At 60.6% G+C, this 15,031-nt stretch carries 13 protein-coding genes; 8 read left to right on the forward strand and 5 right to left on the reverse strand.

The window, feature by feature from the left end:
• The first annotated feature begins 16 nt into the window (after nt 1–16).
• Complete coding sequence (locus KGA83_RS29460) at nt 17–466, forward strand: c-type cytochrome (RefSeq protein WP_108217012.1); 450 nt, start codon at nt 17–19, stop codon at nt 464–466.
• A 42-nt stretch (nt 467–508) separates the two neighbouring features.
• Here the strand turns inward: KGA83_RS29460 and KGA83_RS29465 are convergent, their stop codons facing one another.
• The 4 genes from KGA83_RS29465 to KGA83_RS29480 all read right to left on the reverse strand — a co-directional run bounded on the left by KGA83_RS29465 (nt 509) and on the right by KGA83_RS29480 (nt 5,166).
• Nucleotides 509–904: a DUF1090 domain-containing protein gene (locus KGA83_RS29465; RefSeq protein WP_108217011.1), complete on the reverse strand. Its 396-nt coding sequence runs from the start codon at nt 902–904 to the stop codon at nt 509–511.
• A 96-nt stretch (nt 905–1,000) separates the two neighbouring features.
• Complete coding sequence (ligB, locus tag KGA83_RS29470; protein WP_108217010.1) at nt 1,001–2,680, reverse strand: NAD-dependent DNA ligase LigB; 1,680 nt, start codon at nt 2,678–2,680, stop codon at nt 1,001–1,003.
• 281 nt (nt 2,681–2,961) lie between these two features.
• Nucleotides 2,962–4,152, reverse strand: coding sequence for a methionine adenosyltransferase (metK, locus tag KGA83_RS29475; protein ID WP_108217009.1), 1,191 nt, complete (start codon nt 4,150–4,152; stop codon nt 2,962–2,964).
• A gap of 18 nt (nt 4,153–4,170) precedes the next feature.
• Entirely contained in the window at nt 4,171–5,166 is a 996-nt protein-coding gene (locus KGA83_RS29480) for an ArsR/SmtB family transcription factor (RefSeq protein ID WP_223531473.1), read from the reverse strand.
• Between the two features lie 272 nt (nt 5,167–5,438).
• Between KGA83_RS29480 and tkt the strand changes: the two genes are divergently transcribed.
• The 6 genes from tkt (at nt 5,439) to fba (ending at nt 11,799) form a co-directional block, all read left to right on the forward strand.
• The gene (tkt, locus tag KGA83_RS29485; RefSeq protein ID WP_108217007.1) at nt 5,439–7,436 is read left to right on the forward strand and encodes a transketolase; all 1,998 of its coding nucleotides are present in this window, start codon (nt 5,439–5,441) and stop codon (nt 7,434–7,436) included.
• Nucleotides 7,437–7,610: 174 nt separating this feature from the next.
• Complete coding sequence (gene epd, locus KGA83_RS29490) at nt 7,611–8,669, forward strand: erythrose-4-phosphate dehydrogenase (protein WP_223531474.1); 1,059 nt, start codon at nt 7,611–7,613, stop codon at nt 8,667–8,669.
• 26 nt (nt 8,670–8,695) lie between these two features.
• Nucleotides 8,696–9,859, forward strand: coding sequence for a phosphoglycerate kinase (locus tag KGA83_RS29495; RefSeq protein ID WP_223531475.1), 1,164 nt, complete (start codon nt 8,696–8,698; stop codon nt 9,857–9,859).
• Between the two features lie 35 nt (nt 9,860–9,894).
• Nucleotides 9,895–10,116, forward strand: coding sequence for a hypothetical protein (locus KGA83_RS29500; protein ID WP_223531476.1), 222 nt, complete (start codon nt 9,895–9,897; stop codon nt 10,114–10,116).
• Between the two features lie 56 nt (nt 10,117–10,172).
• The gene (locus KGA83_RS29505) at nt 10,173–10,502 is read left to right on the forward strand and encodes an MliC family protein (RefSeq protein ID WP_223445441.1); all 330 of its coding nucleotides are present in this window, start codon (nt 10,173–10,175) and stop codon (nt 10,500–10,502) included.
• Nucleotides 10,503–10,734: 232 nt separating this feature from the next.
• Nucleotides 10,735–11,799 carry a class II fructose-bisphosphate aldolase gene (fba, locus tag KGA83_RS29510; protein WP_007981624.1) on the forward strand — a complete coding sequence of 355 codons (1,065 nt, stop codon included), beginning with the start codon at nt 10,735–10,737 and terminating at the stop codon, nt 11,797–11,799.
• 103 nt (nt 11,800–11,902) lie between these two features.
• Here fba and KGA83_RS29515 read toward each other — a convergent pair whose 3' ends face one another.
• The gene (locus tag KGA83_RS29515; protein WP_108217001.1) at nt 11,903–12,568 is read right to left on the reverse strand and encodes a polysaccharide lyase family 7 protein; all 666 of its coding nucleotides are present in this window, start codon (nt 12,566–12,568) and stop codon (nt 11,903–11,905) included.
• Between the two features lie 323 nt (nt 12,569–12,891).
• Here KGA83_RS29515 and KGA83_RS29520 point away from each other — a divergent pair, with 323 nt between their 5' ends.
• Nucleotides 12,892–15,015 (forward strand): putative bifunctional diguanylate cyclase/phosphodiesterase, encoded by a 2,124-nt coding sequence (locus KGA83_RS29520; RefSeq protein WP_223531477.1) that lies wholly within the window; start codon nt 12,892–12,894, stop codon nt 15,013–15,015.
• Nucleotides 15,016–15,031: the final 16 nt, after the last annotated feature.

A 15,031-nucleotide genomic window follows, 5' to 3' on the forward strand; every position in this document is an offset into this window, starting at 1 on the left:
GTGACCTGAAGCCACCATGACTCTTAAAAGACTTTCTGTTGTATTGCTGGCCTGCCTGACGTTGTCCGCTTGTGGCGGAGTCGACCCCAACTCGCCGCTCGGCCAGCGCAAGGCCATTTTCAAGCAGATGCTCAAGACTGGCGAAGACCTGGGCGGCATGCTGCGTGGGCGCATTGCGTTCGATGGCCCGAAGTTCGCCGAGGGCTCGGTGAAACTCGATGCGCTGTCCCGTGAGCCGTGGCAGCACTTTCCGCAGGTCCGCGAAGAAGATCACACCAGCGCCAAGAGCGATGTCTGGGAGCAGCAGGCGCGCTTCCAGGCCATGGCCCGTGACCTTGAATCCGCCACCGGTGAATTGGTGATCGCAAGCCAGGTTCAACCCTACAAGGCCAGTAACCTGGGGCCGTCGGTGCAGAAAGTCGAAGATGCTTGCAGTGCTTGTCATAAGGCGTTTCGGGATCATTGATTCTCGGCTGCGACGGTCTGCTGTTGTGGCGAGGGAGCTTGCTTATTTATCCAGCTCATCGAGTGCGTCCTGCAATTCCTTGCGGGCATCGGCGAGTTTGTCTTTGCGCTTGTTGATCTTGTCAGAGTCGCCTTTGCTCATGGCCTTGTCGAGGTCCGCCTGACGCTTGCTGACCTCGTGCCTGGCGTCAAGCACCTTGTTTTCCCGCTCCTTCTTCAGCGAGGCGTCGGTGCAGTTCGCCTCGACTTCGCTCAGGGCTTTTTCCAGACCGGCCTGCTGGTCGGCGTTGCCGTGGACCTTGGCCAATTCGATCTGGTTGACGATACCTTGCTTCCTGGCCGCGCAACCGGTCAGCCCCGGCGCTTCCTCGTCCGCCATCAACGGGGTGGCCAGCACACTGCAAAGGGCCAACAGGACGAGCGGTGAAAGAAATTTCATAAAAGCTCCATGTAAGAAGACAAGCGGGCCGGTGTGGCAACGGCTTGTTGGAGCCCGGCGGTCCCCTGGGGTTCCCGCTGGGCGCAAGGCTGACCGCTAAAAGCCGTCAATCCCCGCATCACGTAACGTTTCACTCAAGGCCAGGACCTGCGGATCGCTGAAAAAGGCGTTCAGTTGCGCCGCGCGTCCTGGCCCGATACCGGTCTCGGCCCGCCATTGTTCAATGTCTCGCTGCGCCAGTGCCTGCCATGAGTTGCCGAGGTGCACCTGACCTGTCGGCGGTAATCCCAAGGCTTTCAGCCAGTGCGCGAACGGGCGTTGCCGGGCTCGGTTGAAGCTGTCTGCGAGGCGAACCGCGCTGCGCTCGCCGAAACCGTCAATGGTAGCAAGCTCTTGAGCATCGAGGGCCAACCAATCCAGCAGGCCGTTCAGGCGACCTGTTGCAAGAAGTTTTTCCCAAGTGCCCGGACCCACATTGGGCAGCGCCAGCCCCTGTTTGCTGCTGAGCCAGGTCAGGCGCGCGAGGAACTGGCTCTCACAGCCCGGAGTCGGTCGCCAGCAACTCAATGAATGAAAGTCCGCTGCCAGCGGCGCGTTCAATTCGGCGCGTTCGCTGTTGCGCGATACAACGCTATCGAGCCTGGGAATGGTCAGCCCGGCCAGGCTGATGGCGACCCGGTCACCCGGACGTATGTCCAGCGCCTGCCAGCGTTGCAACGAACCGACGCTGACGTGTTTGATCTGCCGGTCATCGAGCTTCACCGGGGTCAGTTCAAGTACCGGAGTGATCCGCCCGGTCCGGCCGATTTTGAAGTGAACCTGGCGGACTTCGGCCAGTGCCTGGGCGAAGGGGTATTTCCAGGCGATGGCCCAGTAAGGTGACCTGGCCTGCCAGCGTTCGGCGGCCGGGCGCTGGTTCTGGCGCAGGACAATGCCGTCGCTGGCAAAGGGCAGGGGGGAGCGATACCAGTGTTCGCGCCAGCGTTCGGCATCGATGACGGAGGCGATCGGCTGGCTGTATGCCGTGGTACTCGGGAAGCCCAGCGCAGTCAGCGCCGCGGCACGTTCGGGCACGCTCGCCGGTCCCTGGGGCCAATCCCAGACAAACAGGTCGATGCCGGCGGCCTGTTCGGCGCTCAAGACCTTGCGCGCCATCAGGCCGGCCACCGAGGCGCGAGCATTGAGGCTGCCGGCCTGGGCCTGCACGTGATCGGTCAGGCGCCAATACAGTTCGCCTTGCACGATCACGTCCCGGGCCTGCGACAGCCGATGCGGGATGGCCGGAATCTGCCGTGCCGGAGCCGTCCAGTCCTGACCGCTTTCGCCGTCGCCACGGCTGATTGCCTGGGCCAACAGGCCGTTACGGTAAACCAGGGTCACCGCCACACCATCGATTTTAGGCTGGACCCAGACGTCCACCCGGTCACGCAGCCATTTTTCCACTGCGGGACGATCATGCAGTTTGTCCAGGCCGGTGTGGGCGATAGGGTGGGGGAGCGTGCCGCGTGCAGTGCGCAAGGGGTCTGCGGACAGGCTCAGGTTGAAGCAGTGGCGCCATTGGGTGAGTTGCGAGCGGGACTGGTCGTAGAGTTCATCGGCGACCAGTGAGCGTCCCTGGCGGTGATAGCTGTCGTCCCAGAGGTCGATTTGCTGTTGCAGTTTGTTGACTTCGTTCAGGGCGCGTTCGGATGGCCAGTCCGGGCACTCTGTGGCATTGGCGGTCAGGTGGGCAAAGGTCAGTAGAACGGCGAAAAACAGGCGCAGGTCGGAAAGCATCTTGAGCGTCCTTGCTCGGTGAGGTGCGTGAAGGCTAGGTCAGTATGGGGTGGCGCGGAGAGGGGGTATTTTGCCGGGTATTTCCGGTGGCTGTGCTGGCCTCTTCGCGAGCAGGCTCGCTCCCACAGGGATTTGCGCTTGCCCACAGATATCAGTCACGCCAAAGATCAACTGTGGGAGCGAGCCTGCTCGCGAAGGCCGCCATACGGTCTCAAGCGCAAGGCAATAAAAAGCCCCGCAAGGCGCGAACCGTGCGGGGCTTCGGGTGTTGCGGGGAAATCTTACAGGCCGGCAGCAGAACGCAGAGCGTCGGCGCGGTCGGTTTTTTCCCAGGTGAACGTGGTGAAGGTGTCGTCACCAACGGTCTTGGTTGCCGGGGTGCGACCGAAGTGGCCGTACGCAGCGGTTTCCTGATACATCGGGTGCAGCAGGTCGAGCATGGTGGTGATCGCGTATGGACGCAGGTCGAACACTTCGCGGACCAGTTTGACGATCTTGTCATCGCTGATCTTGCCGGTGCCGAAGGTGTTCAGCGAGATCGAAGTCGGCTGGGCAACGCCGATGGCGTAGGACACCTGAATTTCGCAACGCTCGGCCAGGCCGGCGGCAACGATGTTCTTGGCCACGTAACGACCGGCGTAGGCTGCCGAACGGTCAACCTTCGATGGATCTTTACCGGAGAACGCGCCGCCACCGTGACGGGCCATGCCGCCGTAGCTGTCGACGATGATCTTGCGACCGGTCAGGCCGCAGTCACCCACCGGGCCGCCGATGATGAACTGGCCGGTCGGGTTGATGTGGAACTGGGTGTCCTTGCTCAGCAGTTCGGCAGGCAGCACGTGCTTGACGATCAGCTCCATCACGCCTTCGCGCAGGTCGTTGTACGACACTTCCGGGTTGTGCTGGGTCGACAGGACAACGGCGTCGATGCCGACAACCTTGCCGTTTTCGTAGCGGCAGGTCACTTGCGACTTGGCGTCCGGACGCAGCCAAGGCAGCAGGCCGGATTTGCGGGCTTCGGCCTGGCGCTGCACCAGTTGGTGCGAGAAGGTGATCGGCGCTGGCATCAGCACGTCGGTTTCGTTGCTGGCGTAGCCGAACATCAGGCCCTGGTCGCCGGCACCCTGATCTTCAGGCTTGGCACGGTCGACACCCTGGTTGATGTCAGGGGACTGCTTGCCGATGATGTTCATCACGCCGCAGGTCGCACCGTCGAAGCCGACGTTGGAGCTGTTGTAGCCAATGCCCAGGATCACGTCACGAACGATCTGTTCCAGGTCGACCCAGGCCGAGGTGGTGACTTCGCCGGCGATGATCGCCACGCCCGTTTTCACCAGAGTCTCGCACGCCACACGGGCGAACTTGTCTTCAGCAATGATGGCGTCCAGCACCGCATCAGAAATCTGGTCGGCGATTTTGTCCGGATGCCCTTCAGACACGGACTCGGAGGTGAAAAGGGAGTATTCGCTCATCTCGATGTTTTCCTGAATTTACCGATGGTGAGTGTCGCCAGCCGGTCGCTGAAAATGGCGGACCTGGATCTGGAAACCATTGCGTAAGCCTACATAGAGGCTTTCCCCGGGAGCGAGTCCCGCAGCGGTGGCCCAACGGGCCAAATCGTCCTGTTCAAACCCCAGCCAGAGATCACCGCAGGCCTCCTTGGCCCAACTCTGGTTGTGGCTACATAACTCTGTCACTAACAGGCTACCGCCTGGTTGCAGCAAGTGGGCCATGTGCTTGAGCGCATCGGCCGGCGCGGCAAAGTGGTGCAGCACCATGTTCAGTACCACGCAATCGGCCTTGAGGCTGACGCCGTTCAATGCATCGGCCAGTTGCAGGCTAACGTTAGTCAGTTTGTCGCGTTCACAGACCTGGCGCGCCAGTTCGAGCATCGCGCTGCTGTTATCCAGCGCCGTGACTTGCGAGAAGCGGCGTGCCAGTTCCGGCAGGAATGCGCCATCGCCGGGGCCGACTTCAATGGCCGTGGCGTCTTTGTCGAAGCTCAACTTGTCGAGCAGGGCCACCACGCTTTCGCGGTATTGCGGCAGGCCGGCGATCAAGTCTTGCTGGGCGCGAAATTTTTCCGCAACCCGTGAGAAAAAGTCCTGGCTGGCGGCCGCGCGTTGCCCATGAACCTGGGTGATGCGCGACTGTACGTCGGTCGGCAGCGTCAGGTTGTCCACTTCTTCGAGCAGGGCTGCGTGCAGTTTGCCGCCCAGCAGTTCGGTGTGGGGCAGGGCGCGACGGTAGAAAATCGCGTTGCCTTCGCGGCGCGTCGCCACCAGGCCGGCCTGGGCCAGTACCTTGAGGTGGTGGCTCATGCCTGACTGGCCGATGCCGAAGATCTGCGCCAGTTCCAGCACGCCGAACGAGTCGTTGGCCAGTGCGCGCAAAACATTCAAACGCAGGGGATCGCCGCCAGCCTTGCACAAGGCCGCCAGCTCATCGCAATCGTCATGTTGAATGGAGGGCACACGTAAATTCATAAGGCCGGCAGTCTAGTCACGGGCCGAAGGCATCGCAAGAGCAATATCAAAAAGTTTTGATATTGCTCGATAGATGGCACTTCTTGACGTTAGGTTCAGTCAACAAAGCCAGAGCAGAAAGGTTTCATCACGTTAATACGTCGTTATCCATTGGAAAAACGCCTCCAGATGACTATCTGTCATTGCCCCGAGGCGGCCCGGTGAGGGAAAATGCTCGCCTTTTTTCCGTTTCGATTTACTCACTCTTGTTTCAGAATCCCAGGAGAACAGCGATGCCTAGCCGTCGTGAGCGTGCCAACGCCATTCGTGCCCTCAGCATGGATGCCGTGCAAAAAGCCAACAGCGGCCATCCCGGTGCCCCTATGGGTATGGCAGATATCGCCGAGGTACTTTGGCGCGACTACCTCAAGCACAACCCGAGCAATCCATCGTTCGCCGACCGTGACCGCTTCGTACTGTCCAACGGCCACGGCTCGATGCTGATCTACTCGCTGCTGCACCTGACCGGCTATGACCTGTCGATCGATGACCTGAAGCAGTTCCGCCAGCTGCACAGCCGCACCCCGGGCCACCCGGAGCTCGGCTACACCCCGGGCGTAGAAACCACCACCGGTCCACTGGGCCAGGGCCTGGCCAACGCCGTGGGTTTTGCCCTGGCTGAAAAAGTCATGGCAGCGCAGTTCAACCGTCCTGGCCACAACATTATCGACCACCACACCTACGTATTCCTGGGTGATGGCTGCATGATGGAAGGCATTTCCCACGAAGTCGCTTCCCTTGCCGGTACCCTGGGCCTGGGCAAACTGATCGCCTTCTACGATGACAACGGCATCTCCATCGATGGCGAAGTCGAAGGCTGGTTCACCGACGACACGCCGAAGCGCTTTGAGTCCTATAACTGGCAAGTGATCCGTAATGTCGACGGTCACGACCCGGAAGAGATCAAGACTGCGATCGACACTGCACGCAAAAGCGAGCAGCCAACCCTTATCTGCTGCAAGACCACCATCGGTTTCGGTTCGCCGAACAAGCAAGGCAAGGAAGATTGCCACGGCGCCCCGCTGGGTGACGCGGAAATCGCCCTGACCCGTGCGGCGCTGAAATGGAATCACGGCCCGTTCGAAATCCCGGCCGACATCTACGCCGAGTGGGACGCCAAGGAAACCGGTCGCGCCGTGGAAGCCGAGTGGGATCAGCGTTTCGCTGCCTACTCTGCCGCTTTCCCGACCGAAGCCAATGAATTGGTGCGTCGTCTGAGCGGTGACCTGCCAGCCGATTTCGCCGAGAAGGCCGATGCCTATATCGCCGAAGTGGCGGCCAAGGGCGAAACCATCGCCAGCCGTAAAGCCAGCCAGAACGCCCTGAACGCGTTCGGCCCGCTGCTGCCCGAGTTCCTTGGCGGCTCGGCTGACCTGGCCGGTTCCAACCTGACCCTGTGGAAAGGTTGTAAAGGCGTCACCGCCGAAGACGCCAGCGGCAACTACATGTACTACGGCGTTCGCGAATTCGGCATGACTGCGATCATGAACGGCGTAGCCCTGCACGGCGGCCTGGTGCCTTACGGCGCGACCTTCCTGATGTTCATGGAATACGCCCGTAACGCGGTACGCATGTCGGCCCTGATGAAGCAGCGCGTGATCCATGTCTACACCCACGACTCCATCGGTCTGGGCGAAGACGGCCCGACTCACCAGCCAATCGAGCAACTGGCCAGCCTGCGCTGCACGCCGAACCTCGATACCTGGCGTCCAGCCGATGCCGTTGAATCGGCGGTGAGCTGGAAGTACGCACTGGAGCGCAAGGACGGTCCTTCGGCTCTGATCTTCTCCCGTCAGAACCTGCAGCACCAGACCCGCAGCGCCCTGCAGATCGCCGACATCAGCCGTGGCGGCTACGTATTGAAGGACTGCTCAGGCGAGCCTGAGCTGATCCTGATCGCCACCGGTTCGGAAGTCGGTCTGGCCGTACAGGCCTTCGACAAACTGACCGAGCAGGGCCGCAAGGTGCGCGTGGTTTCCATGCCTTGCACCAGCGTGTTCGATGCCCAGGATGCCGGCTATAAGCAAGCGGTCCTGCCGTTGCAGGTCAGCGCGCGTATCGCCATCGAGGCTTCCCATGCCGACTACTGGTACAAGTACGTGGGCCTGGAAGGCCGCGTGATCGGCATGACCACCTACGGCGAGTCGGCGCCTGCGCCGGCTTTGTTCGAAGAGTTCGGCTTCACCCTGGAAAACATCCTGGGTCAGGCTGAAGAGCTGCTGGAAGACTAAGCACGACGCGGTGGTTTCACGACCACCGCGGTCCCCTGTAGGAGCGAGCTTGCTCGCGATGGTCGTTAACGATAACGCTGGCTGTCTGGATAAACGCGTTGTTCTGAAGTCCATCGCGAGCAAGCTCGCTCCTACAAAGGGTTGTGTCGTACTTGCGCCTAATTGAGAACCCCCATGCCTCAACCGCGTCCCTACAAAGTTGCACTCAACGGCTACGGCCGGATTGGTCGTTGCGTCTTGCGTGCGTTGTTCGAGCGAGGCTCGACGGCTGGGTTCGAGATTGTCGCGATCAACGATCTGGCCGACATGGCCAGCATCGAATACCTGACACGCTTCGACTCCACCCACGGGCGTTTTCCCGGCGAAGTGAAGGTCGACGGCGATTGTCTGCATATTAATGGCGACTGCGTGAAGGTCCTGCGCAGTGCCACCCCCGAAGGCATCGATTGGGCGTCCCTGGGCGTCGATCTGGTGCTGGAGTGCTCCGGCGCTTATCACACTCGCGAAGACGGCCAGCGTTTCCTCGATGCCGGCGCACCGCGCGTGCTGTTTTCCCAGCCGATGGCCAGCGAGTCCGATGTCGACGCCACCATCGTCTACGGCGTGAACCAGGATTGCCTGACCGGCGACGAACTGCTGGTGTCCAACGCGTCCTGCACCACCAACTGCGGCGTGCCGCTGCTGCGCCTGCTGAATCAGGCCATTGGCCTGGACTATGTGTCGATCACCACCATTCACTCGGCCATGAACGATCAGCCGGTCATCGATGCCTATCACCACGAAGACCTGCGCCGCACCCGTTCGGCGTTCCAGTCAGTGATACCGGTGTCCACCGGTCTGGCGCGTGGCATCGAACGCCTGTTGCCGGAACTTGCCGGACGAATTCAGGCCAAAGCCGTGCGGGTGCCAACGGTCAACGTGTCCTGCCTCGATATCACGATGCAGACCGCTACCGCGACCGATGCCACCGAGGTTAACCGGATCCTGCGCGAAGCCGCCACCAGCGGCCCGCTCAAAGGCCTGCTGGCCTACACCGAGCTACCCCACGCAAGCTGTGATTTCAACCATGACCCACATTCGGCGATCGTCGATGCCAGTCAGACCCGCGTTTCCGGCCCTCGGCTGGTGAACATCCTGGCCTGGTTCGACAACGAATGGGGTTTTGCCAACCGAATGCTGGACGTTGCAGAGCACTATCTGCAAACAGCGACTTCAAAAAAACCTGCTCTCTAAGATCAGCTACTCAGGAAATGCGACCCATGACCGTGTTGAAGATGTCCGACCTCGATCTGCAAGGTAAGCGCGTATTGATCCGCGAAGACCTCAACGTCCCAGTCAAGGACGGTGTTGTCACCAGCGATGCGCGTATCCTGGCCTCGCTGCCGACCATCAAGCTGGCCCTGGAAAAAGGCGCGGCCGTGATGGTCTGCTCGCACCTTGGCCGTCCGACTGAAGGCGAGTTCTCGGCCGAGAACAGCCTCAAGCCAGTCGCCGACTACCTGAGCAAGGCTCTGGGCCGTGAAGTGCCGCTGGTGGCCGACTACCTGGGCGGCGTTGACGTCAAGGCCGGCGACATCGTGCTGTTTGAAAACGTGCGTTTCAACAAGGGCGAGAAAAAGAACGCCGACGAACTGGCCCAGCAATACGCTGCCCTGTGCGACGTGTTCGTGATGGACGCCTTCGGCACCGCTCACCGTGCCGAGGGCTCGACCCACGGCGTGGCCAAGTTCGCCAAAATCGCCGCTGCCGGCCCGTTGCTGGCTGCTGAGCTGGATGCACTGGGCAAGGCCCTGGGCGCTCCGGCCCAGCCAATGGCTGCCATTGTTGCCGGCTCCAAGGTGTCGACCAAACTCGACGTTCTGAACAGCCTGAGCCAGATCTGCAACCAGTTGATCGTTGGCGGCGGCATTGCCAACACCTTCCTGGCCGCTGCCGGTCACCCGGTCGGCAAGTCGCTGTACGAGCCGGACCTGCTTGACACCGCTCGCGCCATCGCCGCCAAGGTCAGCGTACCGCTGCCAGTGGATGTGGTGGTTGCCAAGGAATTCGCTGAGAGCGCCGCTGCGACCGTCAAGCTGATCGCTGACGTCGCTGCCGACGACATGATCCTGGACATCGGCCCGCAGACCGCGGCGAATTTCGCCGAGCTGCTGAAGTCGTCGCAAACCATCCTGTGGAACGGTCCGGTCGGCGTGTTCGAGTTCGATCAGTTCGGTAATGGCACCAAAGTGTTGGCCCAGGCCATCGCAGACAGCGCGGCATTCTCCATTGCCGGCGGTGGCGATACCCTGGCTGCCATCGACAAGTATGGCGTGGCCGAGCAGATATCCTACATTTCTACCGGTGGTGGCGCGTTCCTCGAATTCGTCGAAGGCAAGGTTCTGCCAGCCGTTGAAGTCCTGGAAAGCCGGGCCAAGGCCTGAGGGTCGCCCGTTTGACCAGGCAAGGGAGTGTTGAAATGGTCAAGACGTTAGTGCTGTTGATCGTTGCAGGTTCACTGGCGGCTTGCGGGAGTAATCCGAAAGCCACGCCGGAACCTGCGCCGTCTGCGCCACAGAACGGTTGCTACCAGGCCGACTGGCAGGCGGAAACCAATCCGGTGCTCAACAAGCGCTCCGGGCCCGAGGGCCTGGACAAATACGAGACCCAGGCACCCGCCAAGGAACATGGCTGTCCTTGACGGGTCTGACTCATTACTCAGGGCTGGCGGCGTGCGCCGTCGGTCGAGGGGCACGGATGAAAGGTTTTATCGCAGTTGCGGCATTGGCGTTGTTGGCGGGTTGTGCTCAGTTGAACCTGTTCCAGTCGTCCGCGCCTGTGGATAACTGGACCACCTGGACCTGCGACAGCCAGGCCAAAGTACTGTGGCGCTACACCGACGACAGCCTTAGGGAAGTCGATGTGCGCCTGGGCGGTGCCGATCAGGTCTACCGCTTGAAGCAGGAACCGGGTGCATCGGGCTCGCTGTACAGCAATGACATGCTGGCGTTTCACATAAAAGGTGAGGAAGGCCTGGTTTACTGGGTCGCCACCAATGATTTGATCGGCCGTGGTTGTCACCTGTAGGAGCGAGCATGCTCGCGATGGTCGTTAACGATAACGCTGGGGACCTGAATGCCCGCGTTGTCTGGGCCATCATCGCGAGCAAGCTCGCTCCTACAGGGGGCAGCGTTCGGCACTGATGCAACACCAAATCCGCAGCCCGGGCTCAACCCCCGATCTGCAATAACTTGAATAGCCGCCGCCGCTACGGCAGGCTGGCACGATTAACGACCCTCAACCGGGAGAGATATACAAAATGGCACTTATCAGCATGCGCCAGATGCTGGACCACGCAGCCGAGTTCGGCTACGGCGTTCCAGCCTTCAACGTCAACAACCTTGAGCAGATGCGCGCCATCATGGAAGCCGCTGACAAGACTGACTCCCCGGTGATCGTCCAGGCTTCGGCCGGTGCTCGCAAATACGCCGGCGCGCCGTTCCTGCGTCACCTGATCCTGGCAGCCATCGAAGAGTTCCCGCACATCCCGGTGTGCATGCACCAGGACCACGGCACCAGCCCTGACGTCTGCCAGCGCTCCATTCAACTGGGCTTCAGCTCGGTGATGATGGACGGTTCCCTGGGCGAAGACGGCAAGACCCCGACCGACTACGACTACAACGTGCGTGTGACCCAACAAACCGTGGCCATGGCTCACGCCTGCGGCGTTTCGGTAGAAGGCGAGCTGGGCTGCCTGGGTTCGCTGGAAACCGGCATGGCCGGTGAAGAAGACGGTATCGGCGCCGAAGGCGTTCTGGATCACAGCCAGATGCTGACCGACCCGGAAGAAGCCGCTGACTTCGTAAAACGCACTCAGGTCGATGCCCTGGCCATCGCCATCGGCACCAGCCACGGCGCCTACAAGTTCACCAAGCCACCTACTGGCGACGTGCTGGCCATCGACCGCATCAAGGAAATCCACAAGCGCATTCCGAACACTCACCTGGTGATGCACGGTTCGTCTTCGGTTCCGCAAGAGTGGCTGGCGATCATCAACCAGTACGGCGGCGACATCAAGGAAACCTACGGCGTACCGGTTGAAGAAATCGTCGAAGGCATCAAGCACGGCGTGCGCAAGGTCAACATCGACACCGACCTGCGCCTGGCATCCACTGGCGCAATGCGTCGCCTGATGGCCACCAACCCTAGCGAGTTCGACCCGCGTAAATTCTTCGGCGCCACCGTGACCGCCATGCGCGATGTGTGCATCGCTCGCTACGAAGCCTTCGGTACTGCCGGCAACGCTTCGAAGATCAAGGCGATCTCCCTGGAAGGGATGTACCAGCGTTACCTGAAAGGTGAGTTGAACGCCAAGGTCAACTAAGACTGAGCGTTAAGCTGCCTTGATGAAAAACCCGCCGAGAGGCGGGTTTTTTGTGGGCGACACGATCATTGTAGGAGCGAGCTCGCTCCTACAATTTGTGTGTTTATTGATTGTGATCAATATCCAGCTTGCTGAACGTCACTTCCCCGCCTTCGCTTGTGTACCCCGTATTGTCCTGCACATAGACGCCGGCCTTGAAGTACAGGGGCTTATCACGCCACATCGTGCTGATATCGGTATTCCACTGATAGCCCGCCGCACTGATGCCCAAGGCACCGCCGGGGCTGAGGTGGATGAGGTAGGAGAATTCCTGATTGAGTTTCACGCCGGTGGCGATGGTGATGACTCGGGGGGTGTCGTCGGGGTGCATACGGACTTTGGCGACGATATTGCCGGTCGAGCTGTCGGTTTTGTATTGATACTCGACCTTCACCATGGGCTTCTGGCTGTTATAGGCGTGGATCTGGCCAATGACGATCTTGCCCGAGCTGGGTACCTGGCTGACCGAAAGGGTCGCATGCAGGGAGTTGTCAGCGTCGGGGTAGTACCAGTTTTTCAACGTGCCGTTGCTGTAGGTTTCACGCAATTCGGTGCGTGGGTAAATCGCGTTTTCGGTACGGGAACCGGTCACGGGCGCCCAGAAAAACAATGTGCCGGTGTCGGAGTGGAAGTATTGATCCTTGAAGCCATCCACCAGTTTGGCGGTTTCGACGGTGTACGGCGGGTTGCCAACGGGAACGCTGAGGTTCCAGCTTGCGAGATCGATCATGTCGGTTCTTCCACTCGATTCATGCTGCACAGGTGTGCCAGAAGCTCTAGACCGCACCTTTAGGGGGTGCCTTTATAAGCGTAGCGGGATATTTTGTTAACGCTCGTCTGACGGGTGGTTGACGTCAACATCCTGTCGAAATGCCAGCTTCCCGGTTTTCATGGAGCTGAACCATCGACCGTTAGTCGGTAAAAAGACACAATGATTATATGATGGCTTACTGACACCTTCTGCTTTTGCAGAACCGGGTCTAGAGTGATGGCACCGTATTTGTCCGGTTTTCACGAGAAGCCGGCCTGACACCCCGCAATTAGAGAGGCAGCATGGAATGCGCGCAACCCACGCCAGTAGAAGGCGGCTCAACCCTTTTAGTCGTCGATGATTACCCTGAAAACCTGATCAGCATGCGCGCGTTGTTACAGCGCCAGGACTGGCGGGTCATGACTGCCGCCTCGGGTTTCGAGGCCCTCGGCTTGTTGCTTGAACACGATATCGACCTGGTGCTGCTGGACGTGCAGATGCCGGGCATGGACGGCTATGAAGTGGCGCGCCTGATGCGCGGCAGCCAGCGGACCCGTCTCACGCCGATCATTTTCCTGACCGCCAACGAACAGTCCCAGGACGCGGTGATCAAGGGCTATGCCAGTGGTGCGGTGGATTACCTGTTCAAGCCGTTCGACCCCCGGATCTTCACGCCCAAGGTCCAGGCGTTGCTCGAACACCAGCGTAACCGCCGGGCCTTGCAGCGCCTGAGTCATGATCTGGAATCCGCTCGTGCCTTTAATGCGTCGGTGCTGGATAACGCTGCCGAAGGCATTCTGGTATTGGGTGAGGACGGTCTGATTCGTTTTGCCAATCCGGCGATGTCACGGCTGCTCAATGCCACGGTGCAGGAACTGCAAGGCAAGGAGTTTCTGGACTACCTGCAAAAACCGCATATCCCGATCTGGGCCGATTCCGAGTTGCTGGCCGGATACAAACGCGGCGAAACCCTGCGCCTGCACGATGCCCTGCTACGAACGGCGCCTGGCCAGCAGGTGCCGGTGGCCTTGTCCTGCGCGCCATTGCCTGCCGAGCAACATGCGATGGTAGTGACCGTGCTGGACATGTCGGTGGTGCGCCATCTGCATCAGCAACTGGAGTTTCAGGCGGTCACCGATCCGCTGACCGGATTGCTCAACCGCCGGGGTTTCTACCAGACCGTGGAGAACCTGCTGTTGCGCGGTGAGCGCTCCGACAGTTGCTGGGTCTTGATGTACCTGGACCTCGACGGCTTCAAGCGCGTCAATGATTCGCTCGGGCACGATGCCGGCGATCGGGTGCTGCGCTGGGTCTGCGAACAGTTGAAGGCCTGCCTGCGGCCCTTCGACATTCTGGCGCGGATGGGCGGCGACGAATTCACCGCGCTGCTGGATCTGGAGTTCCCCGAGCAGGCGGCGAAGATTGCCGAGAAGCTCATCGAGCGAGTGTCGATCTGTCAGCAGATCGATGGCCTCGATATCGTGCTGGGTGCCAGCATCGGCATCGCTACGTTCCCTGATTGTGGCGCCAATCTCGACGGGATGCTGCGGGCGGCCGACATTGCCATGTACGAAGCCAAGCGTGCCGGTCGCCAGCAATATCGCTTCTACGATCACGAAATGAACGGCCGGGCGCGCTCGCGGCTGATGCTGGAAGAAAGTGTGCGAACCGCCATTGAGAATCGGGATTTCAATCTGGTGTATCAGCCTCAGGTGGCGATTGCCGACGGGCGGATTCGTGGCTTCGAGGCCTTGTTGCGCTGGCAGCATCCGAGCGTTGGCGATGTACCCCCGGGGCTGTTTTTGCCATTACTGGAGGAGGCGCGGCTGATCAGTCGCCTGGGCAGCTGGATCTACCATCGCTGCGCCGGGCAACGCAAAGCCTGGGAGTCCCTGTTTACCGAGGACCTGGTGCTCGGCGTCAGTTTGAGCAGTACGCAGTTCGGCATGCCCAACCTGGTCACCGAGTTGCGCCAGGTGCTTGAGCGTAATGACTTGCAACCGCGTCATCTGGAAGTCGAGGTCACGGAAGAGGCCTTGATGCACAACCCCGAAGAAACCCGCAAGCAATTGCGCCTGCTGCACAATCTGGGCGTACGAGTGGCATTGGATGACTTCGGGGTCGGCCCCTGTTCCCTGACGCACTTGCGCGACCTGGAGCTGGACACCCTCAAGCTCGACCGGCATTTGATCGCCCGGTTGCCGGAGTCGGCACGAGACGCGGCGCTGGTGAGCAGTGTGATCGACCTGTGCAAGCAGTTCGGGATGCTGGTGATTGCCGAAGGGGTGGAAACCGTTGCGCAGTATGAATGGCTGCAGGCCAACGGCTGTGAATATGTGCAAGGCTTTCTGGTGGCCCGGCCGATGATGGCCGAAGACACCGGGGTCTTTGCCCAGCCATTTGACTGGAGCGCGCTGGCCCGCTGAATTCGCTACACTGGTG

Source organism: Pseudomonas sp. GL-R-19, assembly GCF_019956375.1.
In the GTDB taxonomy this organism is placed as follows: domain Bacteria; phylum Pseudomonadota; class Gammaproteobacteria; order Pseudomonadales; family Pseudomonadaceae; genus Aquipseudomonas.

Bases quoted from the DNA above. Each gene is read 5' to 3' on its own strand.
- KGA83_RS29460 (WP_108217012.1), top strand. From the start codon at position 17: ATGACTCTTAAAAGACTTTCTGTTGTATTGCTGGCCTGCCTGACGTTG.
- KGA83_RS29465 (WP_108217011.1), bottom strand. From the start codon at position 904: ATGAAATTTCTTTCACCGCTCGTCCTGTTGGCCCTTTGCAGTGTGCTG.
- ligB (WP_108217010.1), bottom strand. From the start codon at position 2,680: ATGCTTTCCGACCTGCGCCTGTTTTTCGCCGTTCTACTGACCTTTGCC.
- metK (WP_108217009.1), bottom strand. From the start codon at position 4,152: ATGAGCGAATACTCCCTTTTCACCTCCGAGTCCGTGTCTGAAGGGCAT.
- KGA83_RS29480 (WP_223531473.1), bottom strand. From the start codon at position 5,166: ATGAATTTACGTGTGCCCTCCATTCAACATGACGATTGCGATGAGCTG.
- tkt (WP_108217007.1), top strand. From the start codon at position 5,439: ATGCCTAGCCGTCGTGAGCGTGCCAACGCCATTCGTGCCCTCAGCATG.
- epd (WP_223531474.1), top strand. From the start codon at position 7,611: ATGCCTCAACCGCGTCCCTACAAAGTTGCACTCAACGGCTACGGCCGG.
- KGA83_RS29495 (WP_223531475.1), top strand. From the start codon at position 8,696: ATGACCGTGTTGAAGATGTCCGACCTCGATCTGCAAGGTAAGCGCGTA.
- KGA83_RS29500 (WP_223531476.1), top strand. From the start codon at position 9,895: ATGGTCAAGACGTTAGTGCTGTTGATCGTTGCAGGTTCACTGGCGGCT.
- KGA83_RS29505 (WP_223445441.1), top strand. From the start codon at position 10,173: ATGAAAGGTTTTATCGCAGTTGCGGCATTGGCGTTGTTGGCGGGTTGT.
- fba (WP_007981624.1), top strand. From the start codon at position 10,735: ATGGCACTTATCAGCATGCGCCAGATGCTGGACCACGCAGCCGAGTTC.
- KGA83_RS29515 (WP_108217001.1), bottom strand. From the start codon at position 12,568: ATGATCGATCTCGCAAGCTGGAACCTCAGCGTTCCCGTTGGCAACCCG.
- KGA83_RS29520 (WP_223531477.1), top strand. From the start codon at position 12,892: ATGGAATGCGCGCAACCCACGCCAGTAGAAGGCGGCTCAACCCTTTTA.